General features: G+C 47.6%; 24 protein-coding genes. 4 read left to right on the top strand and 20 right to left on the bottom strand.

Translation table 11 applies throughout. From position 1 onward, the window contains the following. Nucleotides 1–67: 67 nt before the first annotated feature. The 14 genes from OHJ21_RS07230 to OHJ21_RS07165 all read right to left on the bottom strand — a co-directional run bounded on the left by OHJ21_RS07230 (nucleotide 68) and on the right by OHJ21_RS07165 (nucleotide 11,763). A complete protein-coding gene (locus tag OHJ21_RS07230) occupies nucleotides 68–832 on the bottom strand; it encodes a glycosyltransferase (protein ID WP_326114973.1) in 765 nt (254 codons plus the stop codon). 16 nt (nucleotides 833–848) lie between these two features. Further along, nucleotides 849–1,547, bottom strand: coding sequence for a galactosyltransferase-related protein (locus OHJ21_RS07225; RefSeq protein WP_326120636.1), 699 nt, complete (start codon nucleotides 1,545–1,547; stop codon nucleotides 849–851). Between the two features lie 24 nt (nucleotides 1,548–1,571). After that, entirely contained in the window at nucleotides 1,572–2,525 is a 954-nt protein-coding gene (locus OHJ21_RS07220) for a glycosyltransferase family 4 protein (RefSeq protein WP_100537018.1), read from the bottom strand. 184 nt (nucleotides 2,526–2,709) lie between these two features. Next, complete coding sequence (locus tag OHJ21_RS07215; protein ID WP_100537017.1) at nucleotides 2,710–2,895, bottom strand: hypothetical protein; 186 nt, start codon at nucleotides 2,893–2,895, stop codon at nucleotides 2,710–2,712. 17 nt (nucleotides 2,896–2,912) lie between these two features. Continuing rightward, complete coding sequence (locus OHJ21_RS07210) at nucleotides 2,913–3,422, bottom strand: NUDIX hydrolase (protein ID WP_326120637.1); 510 nt, start codon at nucleotides 3,420–3,422, stop codon at nucleotides 2,913–2,915. 32 nt (nucleotides 3,423–3,454) lie between these two features. Continuing rightward, on the bottom strand, nucleotides 3,455–3,982 hold the full coding sequence (locus OHJ21_RS07205; protein ID WP_100537015.1) for a GNAT family N-acetyltransferase: 528 nt from the start codon (nucleotides 3,980–3,982) through the stop codon (nucleotides 3,455–3,457). Between the two features lie 130 nt (nucleotides 3,983–4,112). Further along, nucleotides 4,113–5,015 carry a metal ABC transporter permease gene (locus OHJ21_RS07200; RefSeq protein WP_326120638.1) on the bottom strand — a complete coding sequence of 301 codons (903 nt, stop codon included), beginning with the start codon at nucleotides 5,013–5,015 and terminating at the stop codon, nucleotides 4,113–4,115. Beyond that, entirely contained in the window at nucleotides 5,012–5,950 is a 939-nt protein-coding gene (locus OHJ21_RS07195) for a metal ABC transporter permease (protein ID WP_326114981.1), read from the bottom strand. Before OHJ21_RS07195 ends, OHJ21_RS07200 begins: the two co-directional genes overlap by 4 nt. Before the next feature lie 3 nt (nucleotides 5,951–5,953). Beyond that, complete coding sequence (locus OHJ21_RS07190) at nucleotides 5,954–6,682, bottom strand: metal ABC transporter ATP-binding protein (RefSeq protein WP_326114982.1); 729 nt, start codon at nucleotides 6,680–6,682, stop codon at nucleotides 5,954–5,956. Nucleotide 6,683: 1 nt separating this feature from the next. Continuing rightward, entirely contained in the window at nucleotides 6,684–7,658 is a 975-nt protein-coding gene (locus OHJ21_RS07185; protein WP_486019669.1) for a metal ABC transporter solute-binding protein, Zn/Mn family, read from the bottom strand. A 425-nt stretch (nucleotides 7,659–8,083) separates the two neighbouring features. Next, entirely contained in the window at nucleotides 8,084–8,680 is a 597-nt protein-coding gene (locus OHJ21_RS07180; protein ID WP_326120640.1) for an AAA family ATPase, read from the bottom strand. 132 nt (nucleotides 8,681–8,812) lie between these two features. Next, nucleotides 8,813–9,241 (bottom strand): GNAT family N-acetyltransferase, encoded by a 429-nt coding sequence (locus OHJ21_RS07175; RefSeq protein WP_486019668.1) that lies wholly within the window; start codon nucleotides 9,239–9,241, stop codon nucleotides 8,813–8,815. A 9-nt stretch (nucleotides 9,242–9,250) separates the two neighbouring features. After that, nucleotides 9,251–9,643 carry a VOC family protein gene (locus OHJ21_RS07170; RefSeq protein WP_326114985.1) on the bottom strand — a complete coding sequence of 131 codons (393 nt, stop codon included), beginning with the start codon at nucleotides 9,641–9,643 and terminating at the stop codon, nucleotides 9,251–9,253. A 77-nt stretch (nucleotides 9,644–9,720) separates the two neighbouring features. Then, on the bottom strand, nucleotides 9,721–11,763 hold the full coding sequence (locus tag OHJ21_RS07165) for a penicillin-binding transpeptidase domain-containing protein (RefSeq protein WP_486019667.1): 2,043 nt from the start codon (nucleotides 11,761–11,763) through the stop codon (nucleotides 9,721–9,723). Between the two features lie 338 nt (nucleotides 11,764–12,101). Here OHJ21_RS07165 and OHJ21_RS07160 point away from each other — a divergent pair, with 338 nt between their 5' ends. Next, on the top strand, nucleotides 12,102–13,340 hold the full coding sequence (locus OHJ21_RS07160; RefSeq protein WP_486019666.1) for an aminotransferase-like domain-containing protein: 1,239 nt from the start codon (nucleotides 12,102–12,104) through the stop codon (nucleotides 13,338–13,340). A gap of 169 nt (nucleotides 13,341–13,509) precedes the next feature. Here the strand turns inward: OHJ21_RS07160 and csaA are convergent, their stop codons facing one another. The 3 genes from csaA to pdxR form a co-directional block, all read right to left on the bottom strand. Next, a complete protein-coding gene (csaA, locus tag OHJ21_RS07155; protein WP_100537005.1) occupies nucleotides 13,510–13,839 on the bottom strand; it encodes a chaperone CsaA in 330 nt (109 codons plus the stop codon). 177 nt (nucleotides 13,840–14,016) lie between these two features. After that, a complete protein-coding gene (locus OHJ21_RS07150; RefSeq protein WP_486019665.1) occupies nucleotides 14,017–14,892 on the bottom strand; it encodes an arylamine N-acetyltransferase family protein in 876 nt (291 codons plus the stop codon). A 105-nt stretch (nucleotides 14,893–14,997) separates the two neighbouring features. Continuing rightward, nucleotides 14,998–16,419: a MocR-like pyridoxine biosynthesis transcription factor PdxR gene (gene pdxR / locus OHJ21_RS07145; protein ID WP_394056026.1), complete on the bottom strand. Its 1,422-nt coding sequence runs from the start codon at nucleotides 16,417–16,419 to the stop codon at nucleotides 14,998–15,000. Nucleotides 16,420–16,727: 308 nt separating this feature from the next. Between pdxR and OHJ21_RS07140 the strand changes: the two genes are divergently transcribed. Next, nucleotides 16,728–17,282, top strand: coding sequence for a thioredoxin family protein (locus tag OHJ21_RS07140; RefSeq protein ID WP_486019664.1), 555 nt, complete (start codon nucleotides 16,728–16,730; stop codon nucleotides 17,280–17,282). Between the two features lie 164 nt (nucleotides 17,283–17,446). Then, nucleotides 17,447–18,379: an L-lactate dehydrogenase gene (locus OHJ21_RS07135; RefSeq protein WP_127590143.1), complete on the top strand. Its 933-nt coding sequence runs from the start codon at nucleotides 17,447–17,449 to the stop codon at nucleotides 18,377–18,379. A 73-nt stretch (nucleotides 18,380–18,452) separates the two neighbouring features. Here OHJ21_RS07135 and OHJ21_RS07130 read toward each other — a convergent pair whose 3' ends face one another. Then, nucleotides 18,453–19,040 carry a LysE family transporter gene (locus OHJ21_RS07130; protein ID WP_486019663.1) on the bottom strand — a complete coding sequence of 196 codons (588 nt, stop codon included), beginning with the start codon at nucleotides 19,038–19,040 and terminating at the stop codon, nucleotides 18,453–18,455. A gap of 123 nt (nucleotides 19,041–19,163) precedes the next feature. Here OHJ21_RS07130 and OHJ21_RS07125 point away from each other — a divergent pair, with 123 nt between their 5' ends. Continuing rightward, entirely contained in the window at nucleotides 19,164–19,718 is a 555-nt protein-coding gene (locus OHJ21_RS07125) for a helix-turn-helix domain-containing protein (RefSeq protein WP_486019662.1), read from the top strand. A gap of 69 nt (nucleotides 19,719–19,787) precedes the next feature. Here OHJ21_RS07125 and OHJ21_RS07120 read toward each other — a convergent pair whose 3' ends face one another. Both OHJ21_RS07120 and OHJ21_RS07115 read right to left on the bottom strand, forming a co-directional pair. Beyond that, the gene (locus OHJ21_RS07120; protein ID WP_100536999.1) at nucleotides 19,788–20,564 is read right to left on the bottom strand and encodes an ABC transporter permease; all 777 of its coding nucleotides are present in this window, start codon (nucleotides 20,562–20,564) and stop codon (nucleotides 19,788–19,790) included. Between the two features lie 11 nt (nucleotides 20,565–20,575). Then, nucleotides 20,576–21,355, bottom strand: coding sequence for an ABC transporter ATP-binding protein (locus tag OHJ21_RS07115; protein ID WP_100536998.1), 780 nt, complete (start codon nucleotides 21,353–21,355; stop codon nucleotides 20,576–20,578). Nucleotides 21,356–21,366: the final 11 nt, after the last annotated feature.

Raw genomic sequence — 21,366 nt, 5'->3', positions numbered from 1 at the left:
AAAAACAGCCCCTTCATGATAACTGAATGTGACGTTCAGATCATGGAGGGGTTGTTGTTGTATAGATTTATTCGGTTGATTCCTGGTCTTTCCGCCGACTCAAATAGTTCATGACCACTTCAGGATGATGACCCTCATAAGGCCGTGTGACGATATCATATTGTTCGGGTTTGAAGTTCCAATCCGGCTGTCCGAGATTCATCTGCACATTGACATCGCCTCTTCGGTTATCGTTGAACTTGATTTTGCTGCCGAGTGCATAGTGGTAATGATACACGTTCACATCGCTTCGCCCGCGGGGTATGCTCCATATACTCTTGCCTTCTGCCGCCTCCAGCGTGCAGTGATGCTTCTCGTCACGATAGCGTATTCCTTGTTTGCCCCGCCACATTCTGGTGATGTCGTTTGACCAGCGTTCATCACCGGGACTGTTCACCCGGATCGTCCATGGATCCCCCCAGAAATTAACGAAGGGAAACTGATAGATATCCACATCGGATCGGTTCATGAGTTCCGGCAACACTTCAGCAAAACGATCCTCCATCATTTCATCGATATCCAGATTCATGATCCAGTCTCCTTGAGCCTGGTCAATCAGAAAGTTACGTACCACGGACTCGTTCCAATCCTCGGTGTATGGCAATCCGCTCTGCTGGACATGAAACAGTCGGATCGCATACCGATTCTGGAGACGTTCAATCTCTTCGATGGTTCCATCTGTACTGCCGCCATCGGCAATGATGATTTCATCCGCGAAGCGGCTTACGCTTTCTACATACAGGGGAATGAAGGTGATTTCATTTAATACCGGTACAATAACTGACAGCTTCATAGCGATTTGCTCCTCCTTATTGAGAAGATTGTTCGAGTATCAATTTTCGCATCGCATTAACATCGCCTCTTGCTAGGCTATACCGCTGATACAGCGCGTAATTGGAATCGTAATTGGGATTCCCATCAGGTCCTACGAATGGATGCCAAAAATGAACCATTTCCCCTTCCAGGCGGATATGGCTGCCGACCAAGGTATCCAGCGCATAGGCAAAAGCCTCATCTTCCCCGCCCCAACCGACAAATCGTTCATCATATCCTCCTACCGCTTCATATGCTTCGCGGCCAAGCACATTAAATCCGCCAACAAATGCGGTCGCCTGCTCCGCGGCTGTTTCAGTTTTAACGGTCAATGGCCATATGTTTTCTTGCTGCAGCAGCAAATGCGATTTTTCTTTGGATAAACGAAGGATCCGGCTGAAGGGAATGACCCACTGCCCGCTATTTACGTAAGTCAAGGACTCCTTCAATAAAGCCGGATCGTATACAATATCGCTATCTGCAATGACAATAATGTCTTTGTTAGCCTGTTGATAGGCACGATTGATGGCTTTGGATCTGCTAAAGAGCTCTCCGGAATCCGTTATTTCGCCTACGCATACTTCGACTTCCGGCATAACCTGCGCGTAGTAGCCCAATACCCATTCAAAAGCTGAATCCCTGGGTCCGTTACCATCCGATTGATACGGAATCAGCACGGATACTCGATCTAACACAGGCTCCCCTCCTTCATAGCCATACTACCTATCCAATTGGAATAATACGCTTAACCAGCGGCCAATCCCCTGCTCTATCGTCCAGAATGACTCAATGTAATGTCTGCACTGCGCTCCAATGTCATTCAGCTTGCGCTTTTGTCCTATCCATGAATGGATCAAGTTCATAAAATCTTCCGGATTGTCGCTGTCCAGGATCAAGCCATGCGCTTCCGGGTGAGCCGCTGCCTTGACGTTGCCCACATGGGTCCCTAGTACAGGTACCCCGCATGCATAAGCCTCCAGCGCTGTTGCTCCGCTTCCCTCATTCGCCGATGTGATCAGAAGAAGATCCAGCTGATGATAAAAGTTAGGCATATCTTCATAAGAATACGCCCCGGACGTTTCCATAAATGTAATCCTTTCATCATGACGGAAGTGGTCTCGGATTTGCTTATATAATGTAGTGTAATTTTTAGATCGTTTAGCAGGATCACCGGCCCAACCGATCACAAGCGGGCTGCTGCTCCTGCGTAATCGGGTTGATGGTTGAAAGATTCGATGATCTACAAAATGACCGATATATTCCACGTTCGCCTCCGGCGCAACCTTTCGCAGAGCTTGATTAAGCTTTTCGTTCATCGCGCCAATAACCCCGATTCTAGGGATGACAAGCCTGAGAAACTCCGGGTCGGGGACAAGTTCATCTAGTTGCCATTCCCGAAGAGTCTCATAATTCTGACTGAAGTAATAATAGGAGACAGCGGCTGAAGCATCGATTCGAATATGCTTGAATATGCAGTAAGCTGCGATCCCCAGGCACAACGAACCTATTCGTTCATAGGCCTGATTGATATCATCGCTGCTGTGCTGTTCCAGAAACCGATCCAATTCTCCGATGGACATCAGGTCCAGAGCGGGATGATGCTGTTGAATGACCTTTGCATGCTTTCCTAAGATCCACCACTCCACATCATAGATCAGCAGATGCCTTCCCATAGTTCGAACACTCCTTTATGCTCATATTGGATTATATTCGTTCCCAGGTCTCCAAGTTTGTCACCGCGGCATAAATGATGAATTTGTCCATAATTCACGAAAAAAAAGAGCCCCCCATACAGATAAGTTCTGTATTGGCATGGCTCTTCGTACGGATTGTAGTTCATGGAGGATCGAGATCGACTTATGCTCTTTTATCCACGATATGTTTGTTCTCCTTAAGCTCATTTACATCCTTTCGAAGCATTCTCATCTCTTGAAGCATGGCATCCATTCTAATGATGATTTTGGATGAATTGATCGCGTAACGAATGACAATGATGGCAACGACGATACTTAACACGGTCATGAAAATCCCAACAAACTCCATAAAGTATGAAACCTCCATTAATTATACTGAATAAATCCCTTTAGCAAACCTTGCATCATCGCAAAGACCAGCTCGGAGTCCTGAAGCTCATTCTCCTTAATTCGGTGCAGGCATTCCGTTACGCTCATTCTTACTACGTCGATGTGCTCGTATCCCTCGAGCTGCTGATCCGCTTGACTGATTACCTCATCCGTATAATAAACATGGGCAATCTCATTGCATCTCCAGGACGCCGGATACAGCTTGCCCAGATAATGAAGCTTGCCGCAGGTGCAGCCCGTTTCCTCCATCATCTCACGGCGTGCTGCCGATTCCAGGTCCTCCTTCTCGCCTACGCCACCGCCGGGTAACTGAATGACGTAGTCATCCACCGCGGCGCGATATTGACGGATCAGCAGCAGTTGATCGCCATGCTTAGCCAGAACAACAACGGACACATGATTTTCTTTCGTATAATACACTTTACCTGACGCTTCCTCGTAAATCGAAATTCCGTTATGACGGATCAACAATTGGGTATTATCCATGCAGGCAGAAGCTCCTTAACAATAAGATAGATTTACACTTCGAATTCATCTTTGAGGATGGAGAATAAATAGGAATCATGGTAAGCCCCTTTAAACCACAGGTGCTGACGAAGATGCCCTTCCTGCTTCATTCCGATATGGCGCATAACCGCAGCTGACCCGATGTTTCCAGGCCGGCAGGTGGCGTAAATCCGATGAACTCCCAGCTCCTTAAAACCAAAACGGCACATGACGCTAGCCGCTTCCGTAGCATAACCCTGTCGCCAATAGGCGGAATTCAAGCAGTACCCAAGCTCTGCGTTTGTCTTGGATCGGTGAAGACCCACACCGCCGATTAAATGGCCGCTATCTTTCAGTACGATCGCCAGTTCATAGCTGTCACGGGGGCTCTGCTCTTTCATTTGTTGGATTTCCTTTAAATATTCTAAAGTTTCCTCTTCCGTATTCGGTCCCCACATCGTATACTCGGTCACCAATGGGTCAGAGGCGTAAGCATGAATACTAGCAAAATCCTTCTCCTGAAAATCCCGGATCACCAGTCTTGTTGACTCCATCTGCATATGTACTCACTCCTTGAAATTAACCTTCATCACAACACGGCATTTTTTCCTGATTATACCACACCCTGGATTTTGGAAGACAAAAGAAGCCTGGGCATCTCATCGCCCAAGCTTCATGGCAACCCTTATATTAGGATACACCGTCCAGTTTCTCTTCGCTGCCGTGCGTATGAAATTTATGAAAATAACGGGAGAGCACGCCATGTCTCGGAGAGATCATGAAGCTGAGAATAAATACAATTCCGGTAGCAAATGCCATAGAGCCCGAGATGGAGGTGTCCAGCCATAACGCGACATAGTAACCCATGAATGCAGAAATGACGCCAAATGCTCCGCTTAATACCAGCATGATGGAGAGTTTATCCGTCCAGAGATAAGCCGCCGCCGCAGGGGTTATAAGCATAGCCACCACCATGATCGCTCCCACGGCATCAAACGATGCAACCGTCGTGATGGAGACCAGCGACATAAATACATAGTGCATGAGTACGACAGGAATGCCGATACTGGCTGCAAGGGCCGGATCAAAGGACGTAATCTTCCATTCCTTGTAAAATGCCAGTATCACGAGGACCACAACGATGAGTACGGCTGCAAGCATGAAGGTAGCTTTTGGCACCTCCCCTAAAAGAGGAACGTGCATCACATCCCAAGGCACAAACGTTATCTCTCCCATAAGGGCATGCTTGGTATCCAGATGCGCATTGCCAACCTGGGTTGCAATCAGGATAACGCCAATCGCAAACAAGGTGGTAAAGACAACACCAATCGATGCATCCTGCTGAACGCCCCGGGAATGAAACCATTGAACGAGGACCGCTGTCAGCAATCCGGCAATAATCGCACCGATCAGCATATGAGGTCCGCTTAGTTCTCTGGTGACGATAAAAGCCGTTACGATCCCTAGCAGCACAGTATGACTGATCGCATCGGCCATCATCGCCATTCTGCGCAATATCAGGAACACGCCGACGATGCCGCAAGACAATCCGACGAGAGAAGCCGTGAGCAATATCCATCCTGTATAGGTCATTGATTGCCACCCCTTTCGGATAGCCGGGGACTAAGAACGGCTTGATTGCCTGCGTCCAGATGTTCTTTTTTCTGGGACCGGAGCTGCAGTGCCTGAATCAGCAGGCCTTTCTCGGCTCCGAAAACCAGGGAGATCGTGAACAATACGGAAGAAGCCACAACGATGAACGGCCCTGTAGGCCACCCTTTTCCTATCGTGCTGACCAGCGTCCCGACAAACCCGGCGCCCCCTCCAAATATGGCTGACAGAATGACCATCATTTTGAAGGATTGAGTCCAATATCTTGCGCTGACAGCTGGAATGATCAGCATGGCCGCCATCAGAATAACGCCGACAGCCTGTATGCCGATGACGATGACGAGAACGAGCACCCCCATATAGAAAGTATTCATCAGACGGCTATTCAACCCTAATCCCCGAGCAAAATCGGGATCAAACAGAAACAGCTTCCATTCCTTAAAGCCAATCGAGACGACCAGAATAACTAAAGCTGCCAGGATGAGCATCGTAAAAACATCCTTACGAACCATGGACGCAGCCTGACCGAAAATAAAGTTATCCAGCCCGCTCTGATTTCCGCCCGCTGTACGGTTCACAATCGTAAGCAGCATAATGCCCAATCCGAAAAATACAGAAAGGATCATGCCCATGGCCGTATCTTCCTTAATGCGGCTGGAGGTGCGGATCCACTGGATCATCCAGGCTCCGATTAAAGCACTTGCAGCAGCTCCGAGTATCATCACCAGCAGATTCTTGCTTCCGGTCAATGCAAATGCAACCACGACACCGGGAAGAGCCGCATGAGACAACGCGTCACTCATCAAACTTTGCCGTTTCCAATAGGCGAGACAGCCGATCATGCCGGCTGCCATGCCCAGGATTAACGTGCTCAATAGCACCCATTGCGTGTTTGGTGATAGTAATGAATTCAGCATGCGTTACGCCTCCTTCATCCAGCGAAGCGAACCGCCGTAGGCGCGGTATACATGTTCCTTCGTGAATACGTCTTCTGTCTTCCCATGCGCAATGACCGTACGGTTCAGGAGCAGCACATGGTCGAAATAATCCTCAACCGTCTGGAGATCATGATGGACCACCATTACGGTTTTACCGGCCATTTTCAGATCCTTCAGCGTGGTCATAATCGCCCGCTCGGTTGCAGCATCCACACCGGCTAACGGCTCATCCATGAAATAGAGGTCGGCATCCTGGACAAGCGCCCTTGCGAGGAATACGCGCTGCTGCTGTCCACCGGAGAGCTGGCTGATCTGCCGGTCGGCAAAGTCCGCCATGCCCATTTGATCCAGCGATGCCATCGCTTTTTCCTTATGGCTCTTATTCGGTCGCTTCAGCCAGCCTACCCGGCCGTATAAACCCATCATGACAACATCCAGTGCATCGGTCGGGAAATCCCAATCCACGGATCCGCGCTGCGGCACATAACCGACACGAGTTTTGGTTTTGCTTAAGCTTGATCCAAAAAATGAGACATTACCGGACAGCTTGGGGTGAAGCTCCAGCATGACCTTTAACAGCGTTGATTTACCGGCGCCGTTCGGCCCGACAATACTGGTTAAAGAGCCTTGTTCCACATTAAAAGAGACATGGTGGAGCACTTTATTTTTACGATAGGATGCATTGAGGTCTTGAACTTGAAGTACAGACATTTTATTCACCACTTCCTGTTAATGCATGATAGATGGTTTCAACATTATGACGATACATTCCGATATAAGTTCCTTCCGTTGTTCCCGCTTCGCCCATAGCATCGGAGAAAAGCTCTCCTCCAAGCTTTAAATTCAGCCCTTTCTTGGCAGCACCTTCAATAACGGCATTAATCGATGCTGGATTGACACTGCTCTCAACGAATACAGCAGGCACCTTGTGCTGCAGGAGAATATCGATCGTTCCGTTGATATCCGAGAGGCCGATTTCATCCTCCGTACTCAGGCCTTGCAGTCCAACTACCTCCAGACCATGCAAGCGGCCGAAATATCCAAAGGCATCATGAGCGGTTACCATGACCCGTTGCTCTTGCGGAATCTGACTCAACTTATCATTGGCCTCCGCTTTCAATTCATCCAACTGGGCAAAATACTTCTGCTTGTTCTCTTCAAAATAGTCGGCATCATCCGGGGCCAGGGACTTCAGCTTCTCTACAGCCGAATCCAAAGACACTTTCCACAAATCGATGTCAAACCATACATGGGGATCGATGGCCTGCGTATCATCCTGCAGCAATTGATCCTTCGGGATGGCATCCGCAATCGCCAGTACAGGTTTGTTCTTACCGATCTGTTCGAATATTTCCGTCATGTTGCCTTCGAGATGAAGCCCGCTATAAAAAATAACATCACCGCTATCCAATTTCTTGATATCGCCTTGGGTTGCATTATATAAATGCGGATCGACGCCGGGCCCCATCAAGCTCAGTACCTCGACCCGATCTCCCCCGATAACGGAGAGGGGTTCCGCAATCTGTCCAATGGTTGTAACTACGCGGATTTTCTTATTTCCCTGTTCACCCGCTGCTCCTTCCTGTTTCACTTCTCCCGAAGCGCACGCGGATAACACCAGCAGCAAACTCAGAATGGCGGCTGCCCCTATTAATATCCTGTTTCTACTAGTCCTCTTGTTCTCCATCTTCTTCTCCTCCACTCCACATCAATAATGAGTTTACTCAATCCTTAGACAATCCGGGAAAATCTCAAGCCCCGTCCTGCCACGAACCAATTATTTTGCTCTAATGCAACTTTAATTCCTATGTACAAAAAATAATCCATCTTTAGGTATTTGTCAATGTAATTTTGTGAATTCGAACATCCAATTCTGATGGAGCTCTCCATTACCCCTTGATTTTATTGATAATATACGTACATGAAGGGCTCGTTTTTCATCAAGGCAAAATATTTAGTTATATATAAAATATTTTAATGATTTGATTTTTGTTATCTTAAACACACAAAAAGACGACTTCTCTATAAGAGAAATCGTCTTTTCTTTTGTTAATATTCCCGGTATCGCTAAAACTCTACACCACGCACTTTAGAATATACCTTTTCCACTTGTTATCCAAAAAATCGGATGTGCGCAAATTTGGTTTTCATTCGATCGAGTTTCTTCTTGGCTGAGCTGCGATGATCTGGCAATAACTTCACATTTGCCCATGCTGCGATACTCTCTACCACTTCATCAATCGATAGGTGATCCGTGTCGATATGATGCTGGAACACTTCATTCGAGAATCCGCTAATGCACCGGTCAATTTGTTGTGCGGCCCATGAGTTCGGGCCTTCCCCTCTGCTGCGCAGTCGTCTCAGGAGTACTTCCTTGGAAGCACACAACGTAAAATGATGTACCACCACGCCATCACGTCTCAAATTACCAACGATTTGATCAAAATATTCCGCGTTCGTAATGGTCATCGGCGCAATGATCAATTGATCGGATTCCTGGTTCAAATACTTAAACATGGAGTAATTAAACTCCCTCCACATTGGATAATGCTGAAAGTCATCGCGTTTCGCATCCCTCGGCACATTATCGCGAATGAAGTAACCTGCATTCTCCGGATCGTACACGTACGAGTTCGGGATTCTTCGCTGAAGCTCATGCGCAGCCTGGGTCTTCCCTGAACCAAATGCGCCGTTTACCCATATAATCATAGATGAATCCCCCTTCTTAACAGGGCAAGCTTTTATAAAGCCCTTTAATGATACGGTCCTCATATCCGAGGGATTAATGGAAATTTACCGATTCCTTTGCCTTGGTTAGCACGGGATACGATTTATTTTCAATTAATTTTTCCTTAGAAAGTCCGGTATTCGAGTCAACGTTTTTCCGTGATCACGGACAAAACCGTATGGTTCATACAGACCATGGGCATCCCGCGTAGACAATATGCCGAATACATTTCGGTAATCCTCGTGGGTAGTAATCGTTTCGATTAATTTCTTCCCCACTCCAAGCCCCCGATAAGCTTCATCCACATACACATCGCACAGCCAATAAACCGTTGCGCCATCCGTCACCACGCGAGCAAAGCCGATCTGTCGGTTGTTGTAATATGCGCCGAAGCACGTAGAGCCTTCTAGCGATTTTTTGATTTTCTGGTCCGAGCGCTCGTTAGCCCAGTAGCTTTCCCGCAAAAATTGTACAATGGCGTCCAAATCCAAGAGGGAAGGATCGCTGCTAATAAGGACCTGCATTATATCGATGTTCGTCATCGCACCTACCTAGTTCTTTTTCCCGGAGCCGAATGCAATCACGTAGCCGTCCGGATCTTGAATCGCAAAATCCTTCCACACGCCCCAGTCCGCTTCCATAAATACAGGTTCCTGTGCCACTTCGGCCCCCCTGGAGGTCAGTTCCTCATACAATGCATCTAAATCGTGATGTGTATCCACGTAAGCATAGGTATCCCATCTCGTCACTTGGTCCTTGCCTACTGGATTCGGCGTGACATCTGAGCGGGATTCCGCCTGAATCAGTTTGAATCCGAGCGCAAAATCATCCCTGACCGCCCAAACGTCATTCACTTCACAACCCAGCACTTCTTCATAGAACTGTTTGGAACGTGTTAGATCGGATACCAATCGAACTTGGACTGAGAATTGAATCTTGTTCATAAGATCATCTCCGACTAGTTTTATTCCATATTACAACCGTCCAATTCGCTTAACAAGAGCTTTTCGTGAGCTTATTCTCAAGGCGATTTGTTCCCGTAATATTTTTGCAAAATCGGCGCGACTTTGTTCACGACATACCCACTGCCTCCCCGTCCTTCAACATGCTCTACCATCATCGCGAGCAGGAGCTTGGACTCCGTCGTGTCAAACGCAACGAACCATCCGTTCTCCTGTCCTTTTTCGGCTTTGCTGATTTTGAGTTCGGCGGTTCCCGTCTTGCCAGCAAGCTCAATGCCCGAAATATCAGCACCGTGTCCGCTGCCTTTTGGATCCTGAACCACATCTACGAGCATACTCTTGATGATCTCGGCAGTATGCGAATCCAACACCTCTTTCGTCTCACTAGGACGGATCTCCTGCTCAGATGAATCCAGCACAGGCTGAATCAGTTTCCCGCCATTCATAAAGGGGGTATAGGCTAGTGCCAAATGCAGAGGACTCATGAGCACTTCCCCTTGACCATATCCGGAATCCGCGAGTTGAATTTCGCTTTTTATCCCCTCATTAGCTAGGCTTGCTTTCGGGAAAGGGAATTGAAGCGGCAGTCCCTCTTCGAAGCCGAACTTTACAGCTTCCTTCAAAAAAGGATCCGCACCAATCTCCAATGCTTCCTGCGCCAGATAGATGTTATCTGAATACACAAGAGCATCTCTTAGATTCAGGACAGGAACTTCCTTCACGCGTGTCACGTAATAATTTCCCCAGCTCGGATCTTTGGACCAACGCAAGCCGTGGATCTCCCTTACTTTTCCGGGGGTAGTGACCCCAAGCTTCAGACCAATCGCAGCCGTGATCGGTTTGAATACCGAGCCCGGAGCATACAGCTTAGTAAAACGATTCAATAGCGGCTTATCCGGATTATGGTTCCACTCATCCCACTGCTCGGTCGATAATCCAACAATGAAAGCATTAGGATCATAGGACGGGCTGTTAACCAATGCCAAAATTTCTCCGGTCTTAGGGTTGATGGCCGCTGCGGTACCTGCATCCTCACGAAATGAAGCAAATATGGATTGTTGTAGTTCAGCATCAATGGTTAGCTGAATATCCTGACCATCTACGGCTTCCTTCTCGGCTACGATATCTTTGACCTTACCCGAGGAATCCACGATTGATATCCGTTTACCGTCCCGGCCGCGCAGCACCTCATTATATACTTGCTCGGATCCTGATTTACCGATAAGTTCATTCGTTCCATACTGCGCTTCGGGCGCATTGGTCAAATCCTCCTTCGTCACTTGTCGGATGTAGCCTGTTAGATGTGCTGCTGCAGCACCGTAAGGGTAGACTCGAGCACGTTCATTCTTCTTTACTACGCCTGCCAAATCACTGTAATCCATTCTGCTCTGCTGCGCATTCAGGTTTAGGATGGGTACGAACAGATCATCCTTCACCCACGCCGCATCAAGCTTTCGCTTTATAATCTCGGTCGATACTCCCAATCGCTCAGCCAACTCAAGCAAGATCTGTTCTCTATCGTCACCGAGCTTACCCGGAACGATACCGATGACCTCCATGGTGCCATTAATGGCCAATCCGTGACCGTTTCGATCCAAAATCTCCCCCCTGCTGGATGGCAACGTCTGCACGTTCACTTTATCCCCGTCATCCATAGCTGGCAAAATCAAGGATGGATGCCACACTATTCGCCAAGACAGGCTCTTCCCCTCGGTTTCATCGTCCTCTTTTGAAAGCTCAAACGAACCTTTTGCCTGCACCCGGCCTGCCGATGTTTCCAATTGGATATGGTATGGATAGAATACTCGCTCATCCGTTGTTTCTTCAGTTACTTTAGCCGTAAAGTCAGGCGTTATGGTGAGGTCTGCAGCTCCAATCCCTTCATAAATAGTCTGAAATCGTGTTATAAATTCCTCCTTTGTCATCTCCTGTCTGGATTTGTGTGACAGCAGATCGTACATCGATTCATAGCTGCCTTCCTCCCACCATTCAACATACCGTTTTGCGATCTCTTCCGGATCCGGTTCTTGGTTGCGGTCACAGCCCGTATGTATTAGCACCAAACTCAGGCACAAGAAGACCCATACCCACTTCAAATGCATCGATTCCACTCCTCAAACCCCATATCATTAGACGTCATTACATCGTTCTCCTAACCATAAAAAGTATCATGATCAGGACACAATCCATCCCAATCAGCATCAACAACTTGGCATGCTGTCTCCGATGAATCGTTATCCCGGTTTCAATGAGCGAAACGGCAAGCAAGCTCCACCTCCACAATGAGACCTCCATAAGCGGAATAAGGAGAACAACCCAGAAAAAAACAATATCTAACCAAAGCATGCTGTATTGTAGAGTATACTTATAGCGTATCGTTGTGAGAATGCATGTTTTCCGGCTCTGTACCCGTACAGATCGATTGGAGGTATAACGAGATATGAAATACACCGACATTATAAAGTCAATAGAATGCCAAATATTGAATGGATTATTGAAACCAGGCAGCAAGCTGCCATCCATCCGTGCTTTGACAGAATCCTATTCTTGCAGCAAAAATACAGCCATACGGGCTTATGCTGAATTGGAAAAGAGACATATCATCTACGCTGTTCCCAAGAGTGGTTACTACATCGTTGAGGGCAGTGTACGCACAAACCGCCAGAACCCCGCGGACCAAGTGATCGATTTCCGATCTGCGGGACCTGACAAAGCGGTCATGCCCTACCGAGACTTTCAGCATTGCATGAACCAAGCGATTGAAATATATAAGGAAGAGTTGTTCACCTATTCCCAGATTCCGGGTTTGAAGTCACTTCGTGTTGAGTTAGCCCGACATTTACTCGATTTGCAGGTCTTCACGATTCCTGAGAGGATCTATGTTGTATCCGGTTCGCAGCAAGCGCTGCATCTGCTTGTCTCCCTCCCTTTTCCTAACGGAAAGAACAATATTTGCGTGGAGCAGCCCACGCATTTTAGCATGATGGACTCCCTCAAGATCCATCATGCTGTGACATACGGGATTGAGGTTACGAACGACGGAATCGACTTTGGACAGCTCGAAGACATTTTTAAAACTCGCGATATCAAGTTTTTCTATACGGTCTCAAGGTTCCATAACCCTACAGGCTACAGCTATTCCAATGAGGAGAAGAAGAGGATTGTAGAGCTGGCGCAGAAGTATGATGTTTATATCATCGAGGATGACTATATGGGAGATTTGGATCGGGATTCAAAACATGATCCGATGTTTGCCTACGATCCGTCCGGCAGGGTGATCTACACGAAGAGCTTTTCCAAAGTCATGCTCCCGGGACTAAGGCTGGGCTTGGCCGTGATCCCCGAAGAGATGAGTGAAATGTTCCAGCGGGCGAAGCACGCTGCAGACATACATAGCCCCGTGCTCATGCAAGGCGCACTCGAAATTTATCTGAAGAACGGGATGTTCCGTGCACATATTCAGAGGATGCGGCAGACCTATAGTCAGAAAGGAGCTCTGCTCCAGCAGGCTTACCAAACTCACCTGCCGCCCTTCTTATCCTTTACGGGTTCGCCATCCGGGTTTTATTCCACGATTCAGCTGCCGGTGCCATTGAAAGCATATCAGTTGGTTAGCCATCTGGAGAACGAGAACGTATATGTTCAGGATGCCAGCAGCATGTTCTTGCCTGAGTTTTAGAACGAATCCATGATACGGCTGAGCGTATCTCAAGTGAAGGAGGAACTAATCGAAGTCGGTGTTCAGAAAATTGCGGAAGGAGCCGCGGAATTGTTGAAAAGGCGTAGCGAGGTGAGGTTCATCTAGTCGGACCAGGTCGGAGGCGACCGGACCGACCGATGAAATAGGTTTAAGCGATGGGCGTTCCATTCGGCAGATCGACATCCGGTTTCAGAAGCACAACGTCTCCTGGCTCCGGTACCCCGCCGAGCACAAGCACTTCGGATTGATAGCCAGCTATGCGTCTCGGTGGAAAATTGACGATAGCTACCACTTGATTCCCTACGAGGGTGTTCGCATCATATCGATTCGTAATCTGGGCACTTGTGCGTTTGATCCCGAGCGGGCCGAAATCAATCTTCATTTTGATAGCCGGAACGCGTGCTTCCGGGAAAGGCTCTGCCTCCACGATCGTCCCGATCCGAATATCCAGCTTGGTCAAATCATCGATGGTTGCCATGACTATATCTCCTTACAGCTAGGTTATGTAGCAATTAATGATGCTTCACAACACAAATTTTATGTTTCATCTTATCACCTGCGTTTCCGGGAATTCAAGTGACAGATTGGTTTAGCGTGTTCTATACCGCTGGGGATCAGCTCGAGAACCAAATGGAGGTAAAGCATTCGACGCCTTCTATATTGACTCATTCTCCATAAGCTTCTTCCAATTCTGATGCTGCCTATATACCTTCTCCCATATCAGGTCCCGTTCGAATGTGGAATAGTTGACGAGCGGCTCATTAAATATGTCCGCCAGGTTCTCAAACCATTCCGACTTCGATGAAATCTCTACCTTATCCAGGGCGTTGCCGCTCCACTTTCTCCATATGCAGCCTTTGAGTTCATTCATACCCAACTCGTGCCGTTGCCTGACAATGAACAGATCCATCCATGGAGATTCCGGTGATCGGCTATAAAATGCATGATTTGATTTAAACATATCCAGGCTGTTCACCACATCAGGAGCATAATCTACGCCTACAAAAGAATAATGGGGATCATGAATCAGCCTCCAGCCACGATCCGTTATGCGAGACGGCTCAAGCACATATTGAAAAGGTCCCTGTAGGTATTCTCCGAATTTCAATGGGATCGGCTCCCAGGGCATATCGCCCAGACCGACATCTACGAGCCACCTCTCTTCTTCCCCATGTTGATCATTCAATAGACATACGGTTATCCCGAGATGGAAGCCGTTAATCCGAGGTTCTTGTCCTAAGGGCTGGACTCCTGCCTGATGCCAATATGCCTTATAACCTAAGCCTCGAAGAAGCGCGGTAAAGGCTCCATTTAGATGAAAACAATAACCGCTTCGATGCTGGATCATAAGTTGTACCGATTCTTGTATATCGATGGATGTCGGTTTCCCAGCAAAAATATCCAAGGTCTGCCAAGGTATTCGCGCCACGTGTGCTTTATGCAGCTCGAACAAATATTCCTTCGACGGAGCCTGAATATCCGAGATGCCTAAACGGTCTAAATATGCCCTTACCTCACTTTGGCTGATCATAAGTGTACACTCCTACTTTTTTGCTTTATCATAAACAATAAACTGACCCTTATGAAATGGTCAGTTTCAACGTTTTATAAAAGACAGGTTAAACATTAACCGTGTTCAGCCCATGTTCCAAGCCTTTTGCAGAAGCCGTATTCCTGATTCCATTTCAACTGCGTTCAAGCCTGCAAATCCCATGTATAACCTCGGGTACTGGTTAGCATCTTGCTGGTGGTTCATCCACATTTTTCGCAGGTCATATACGACAACCCCGACCTTCGCCGCCTCCTGGATCAATTCTTCCGAGGACACATCTTTTTTAACGATCAGCTGAATGTGGAGTCCTGAATTCTGACCCGTAATTTCAACAAACCCGCCAAGATAAGCTTCGATCAACCCGATGAACTGATGATGTCTCTTCCTGTACAGATTACGCACTTTACGAATATGACGGTACCAGTGCCCCTGTTCAAAAAACGCAGTCATTGCCCACTGTTCCACGCGTGAAGGGGCAAAGAACACTTCCTGACGCATGTGGGATATTTGATTCAGCAGCGCCGGCGGCAGAACGAGATAGTTCATTCGCAATGTCGGAGTCAATACTTTCGAGAACGTGCCGGCATATATGACCCGACCGTTGTTATCCAATCCTTGCAAGGAAGGAATGGGTTTCCCCTGGTATCGAAACTCGCCGTCATAATCATCCTCGATAATGTATGCGTTTTTGGCATGGGCCCATTCCAGTAATCGCTCCCGCTCCGGATATGGCATAATGCTTCCCGTCGGGAATTGGTGAGAGGGTGTGACATATACAAGCTGGGCATGGCTGCGCTCCAGCTGGTCAAGCGAGATTCCTTTATCATTAAGCGTTATCGGAAGTAAATGGCAGCCATTCAGCTGAAATTGATCTCGTACCAAGCTGTAACCCGGTTCCTCAACAGCGATATGTTTAATCCCTTGCAGCACTCTGGAAAGTAGCCCCATGCTATAAGCCGTTCCGGCACCTATCACAATTTGCTCAGGTGTTGAATTAACCCCTCTGGAATTCCGCAAGTATTCGGAAACCATGGTGCGAAGCCCGTATTCACCCTGCGGATCTCCATACATTCCAATGTCACTCACATGCTGTTCCAGCGCTTCCTTCAACATTTTATTCCAGGTTCGCAGCGGAAAAGACGCTTGATCTAATCGAGTGGGATTAAAGTCAATAAAACCTGGATTCAAGCGCCCATAGGAATGCATGACAGACATCGTGGTTATAGGGGGAATCTGCTGTTGATGGTGATGTGATAGTTCCTGATATGGGTTCATGACATATAGCCCTGACCTCGGCTTGCTGGTCACATACCCTTCTGACGTTAACATTTGATAAGCTGTTTCTATCGGCGTTTTGCTTATATTGAGTTGAAGCTGGAGAGAACGAACGGAAGGCAATCGTTGTCCGTCGGGAATGGTGCCATTACGGATACCCTCACGAATTTGAAGATATAACTGCTGGTATAACGGGAACTCGCTTTGCTCGGGTAAAAGAATATCAAACAATTTGGACCACCTCAGGCATTCTTTATAGCTAAATAGGAGATACTTTTACTAGATTATACAATAAATCAGGTCCACGTTATGCGCATCCCTAGTCACGAAATATTTCTTTCGATAATACCACTTTTATAACATCTGACTTTCATAAACAGATAAAAACTGACCATTTCGGTACGGTCAGTTTTATTTTACGCTAACGATACCTTGGATGTATATCCATATGAATCTGTTACGAAAGGACGTATGATCCCATGACTCATCCCATCCGTCTCCATCACAAAATCGGCCAGGGTTTAACGCCTCACCAATTTATGGAGAATATGAAGATTCGAGAAATGAAATTGAGTTGCATCCCAAACACCAAGGAATTATGTCGACAAGTCTATGATCGCTTCCAATGGGAGAACGAAGAGGCTGAGCGATTCTTCACTTCTGAGCTGCACATATTCAAGCAACTGCACTGCCTTATTCTCTGTACGGATTGGTGTCCGGATGTCATATGGAATGTTCCTGTACTATTTAGAATATTGGAATATAGCCGTATTCCGACCGAAGTGCTCATCATGGAAGATCATATGGAGACAATGGATCTTTTTCTCACGGATGGCGGACGCGCACAGCCGATTGCAGTCTTCCTCCATGCAAGCACCGGAGAAGTATTCGGAACTTGGGGCGCTCGACCGGCATACATCCAAAACGTCATGGACGAGTTCAAAAGGAACCACCCCGATAAACAAGCTGCAGGATATCAAGAACAACTGGACCAAACGTACAAAAAAATCGGCGAGCTCTACCATGACGGTAATGAATATCAGAGAGTCATAATTCAGGAAATAAGGCAACTGTTTACTTCTATTACTGTATGAAATAAATCACACTCCCGCTGCTTAAATCTTCCTGAATATGTTATCATTACTTTCGAAGATGCCTGAGGGAGTCACTGTTCGAGCAGCGGCTTATGAGGGTAAGTAAAATAGAAGTATAACCATTCACCAAATTTCATTAACTCAGTACAAGGAGAGAAACACTTATGACAAAAAATGAAGTTCAGCGTCCGTCCCGCGTGGTGGTAATTGGTACAGGAGCTGTAGGAGCAACGACTGCGTACACCTTATTTTTACGTGAGAGAGTATCTGAACTGGTATTAATCGATGCGAACCATGACAAAGCTCTTGGCGAAGCCTTGGATATGAATCATGGCCTCCCTTTTGCCGGAGGCGTGAAGCTTTGGGCTGGAGATTACAGCGATTGCAAGGATGCAGACATCATTGTCATTGCCGCAGGCTCCAACCAAAGACCTGGCGAGACGCGAATTGACTTATTGAAGCGAAATACGGCGATATTTGACGAAATTATCCAGAACATCGTGAAATACAATGATCACGGCATCATTCTCGTGGCCACGAATCCGGTTGATATTCTGTCTTACGTCACCTTGAAGAAGAGCGGCTTCCCGGTCAATCGCGTAATCGGTTCCGGTACCTTGCTGGATAGCGCCCGTTTCCGGTATTTGATCGGACAAAACAAAGGCATTAATCCGCGCAGCATTCACGCCCATATCGTCGGAGAACACGGCGATTCCGAGCTGCCGCTTTGGAGCATTGCCAACATCGCAGGGATCGGGATCGATCTGACAGACGGCGAAAAAGAGGATATTTTCGACCGCACCAAGAATGCGGCTTATGAAATCATTAACGCCAAGGGCTCCACTTCCTATGCGATCGCATTGGCGCTTGATCGGATCATCGTCTCCATTTTGCAAAACGAAGGTTCCGTTCTCAATGTATCCACCCTGCTCACGGACTACCACGGTGTGTCCGATGTGTACTTAGGCGTACCATGTGTGGTTGATCGTACAGGGGTTCGTGAAATTCTGAATCTCGAGTTTAATGATGAGGAACTAACCCAATTCCATGCATCCGCCAACAAACTGAAAGAGCAGATTTCCAAAATTTACGAATAAAACAAGGCAAGGCTTTCCGGATGAGCGATCCGGGAAGCCTTATTCTTTTGGATGACGCGCGAAGAAGGGCGTATCAGTTGGCGGTATAAATAGAAATTGCACTGTAAAGCAGAAGCAATCCCATCGATATATTAAACAGGCGCTCATACCGGGACAACAGATGCTGGAACAGCGAGCCGAACAACGCCCAGGTCATATTGGCACAAATGCCGACGATCGTGAGCAAGAACGAGTATGATAACAACTGCGCATGGGATGTAGAGATCGGCATTACGAAGGTCGATATGGCTGTAATCCCGTATAAAATAACCTTCGGATTCATGAACTGAAAGATGAACCCGAAGGAAAAGGTATTGAATCCACGCATCTTATCATCTGCACGATGCGGCTTGCTCTGCATGATTTTAATGGCCAGATAGATCAGGTACAGGCATCCGATGATATTCATAACAAACCTGATCCTCGGGATGAATGGGGATAATACCAGATTGAAATAGCTGGACAACAGCATAATGACCAAGCATCCAGCCGCTACACCTCCGATAAAGCGCAGCGTTTTTTTAAATCCATGACTCCGTGCATAAGTCATCGAAATGATGTTGTTGGGGCCGGGCGTAAATGAAGCGACAATCGCATAGGTCAACAGCGGAACGAGCAACACGCTCCCCCTCCTTTCTTGTATGTTATAATGAATAAAATTGTACGTTATAGCGTTCATCCGTCATAATTATACATTATGTATGTCATAACGCACAATATGTGCAATATGGAGGTCGATGATACATTGAAGCCCATCAATCTAATATTGGCGAATAACTTGAAGCTGCTAAGGGAGCAAAGGAAGCTAAGCCTGGATAAAGTCGCGGAGATGACTGGAATCAGCAAGACGATGCTGGGACAGATCGAACGCGGAGAATCGAGCCCCTCCATAACAACCGTATGGAAAATCGCGAACGGATTAAAGCTTTCTTTTACGTCATTGATCAATGAGCCTCATTCCGAAACGGTCGTGGTATCTCAGGAAGAGATCCAAGCGCTGGTGGAGGATAACGGAAAAATTCGGATTTATCCTTATTTCCCCTATGAGGACGGACGACGCTTCGAGATGTATTCATTAGAAATGGAGCATGGCGGTTATTTAAGTGCAGAGGCTCACATCGAGGGGACGGAAGAGTTTATTACTGTTTTCGAGGGAGAGCTTACCATTCGTGTCGATAACGAGGAATATACGGTGACTCCAGGTAAATCCATTCGGTTTAAGGCCGATAAACCTCATGTTTACCATAACTCCGGCGCCTCCATAAACAGGTTAAGCATGGTGATCCATTATTCCAAATAACCAGGAGATTTGAAAAAGCAGCAGCCCCCTCCATAAGAGGGAACTGCTGCTTCGTATATTGCTCCACGTTCAACGACGCAGTGAATTCGTACTAACCACCCCGTAACGGGACAACAGCTTGCGCCCGAGCAGACCCACGACACGGTCCGTTATGAACCCCATCAATCCCAGACAAATCAATCCCACAAAAATCCAATCTGTGCGGAAGAACAAACGTGAATTCCAGATCAGATACCCCACGCCTTCATTGGATGCAATCATTTCTGCCCCGATAATCGCCATGAACGAGGTTCCCATGGCCAGCCGAATGCCAGTGAACATAAAAGGAACCGTTGCCGGAATGATGACATGCTGCACAATCTGCCACTCGGATGCCCCCATGCTGCGGGCGGAGCGAATCTTATCCTCTTCTACGGATAGAACGCCCGTCAATGTATTTAATACCACAATGAAGAAGGTTGCATACAGAATAAGCATCACTTTCGATGTTTCCCCGATGCCGAACCAGACCAGAAACAAGGTGATGAAGGCAATCGGCGGGATGAACCGGATGAAATTGAGGAAAGGTTCGGCGAAAGCGCGGATCGGCCCGACCTTTCCGATGATAAGTCCGGCCGGTATCGCAATCAGACTGCCAAGGGTCCAGCCGAGCAGCACCCGGTATGAACTGATCCCGATATACTGAATCAAGGTGCCGTCCGTCAACAATTCATATCCGCCCTTGGCGGTATAGATAGGACCCGGCAGTATTTCAGGCCCATACGCAAGGGAAAGCAACTGCCAGACGCCAAGGCCGGCAATCCACAGCAGGATATGAAGCGACCATTTCTTCATTTTCTCGCTCATGGGTCTCCTCCCTACTCGTCAAAGTGCGATTGGATTTGGTTATACAGCGCATGAAAAGCCGGATCTGTTAAATCTCTCGGGTAAGCGAGAGGCACCTCGTAGATATCCGTTATTTTCGAGGATGGTCCCGCTGACATGATGCCGATGCGTCCTCCCAGCAGAAGGGCTTCCTGAATATCGTGCGTCACGAAGATGACGGTTTTGTCGGTGTCCTGCCATATGCGCACCAACTCCCTTTGCATGGTCCGCCTTGTCATCGCATCCAATGCGCCGAACGGTTCATCCATGAGCAATATCGCGGGATCATTGGACAATACCCTTGCCAGCTGTACCCGTTGTTTCATACCGCCTGACAGTTCGCGTGGATATTTGCTTTCATGCCCCGCAAGACCCACTAGTGAAATAAACTGGTTGGATATGTCCTTTCGCTTCGCGGCAGGTATGCGTTTCATGCGAAGTCCAAATTCCACATTTTCTCTTACGGTCAGCCATGGGAACAGGGAGGAATCCGCTTGCTGGAAGACAACGGCGCGATCCTGGCCCGGACGGTCCACCTCCTTCTCGCCTACTCTCACCTGCCCCGATGTCTTGGATACAAAGCCGGCGATCAGACTAAGCAGCGTCGACTTACCGCACCCGCTTGGACCCAGAAGAACAAAGAACTCACCGCCTTTTACCGCCAGATTGACGTCTTGGATAATATAGTGCAAGTCACCTGCCGAGGGTTGCTGTGTGTAGCTTTTATTCAACTGTTCAATATGGATTTCATTCTGCCTTGACGCTGCTCTCATCGTCTTCATCT

This window comes from Virgibacillus sp. LDC1, assembly GCF_025792345.1.
GTDB lineage: Bacteria > Bacillota > Bacilli > Paenibacillales > Paenibacillaceae > Paenibacillus_AQ > Paenibacillus_AQ lautus.
This window is presented reverse-complemented; position numbering and strand designations above follow the sequence as displayed.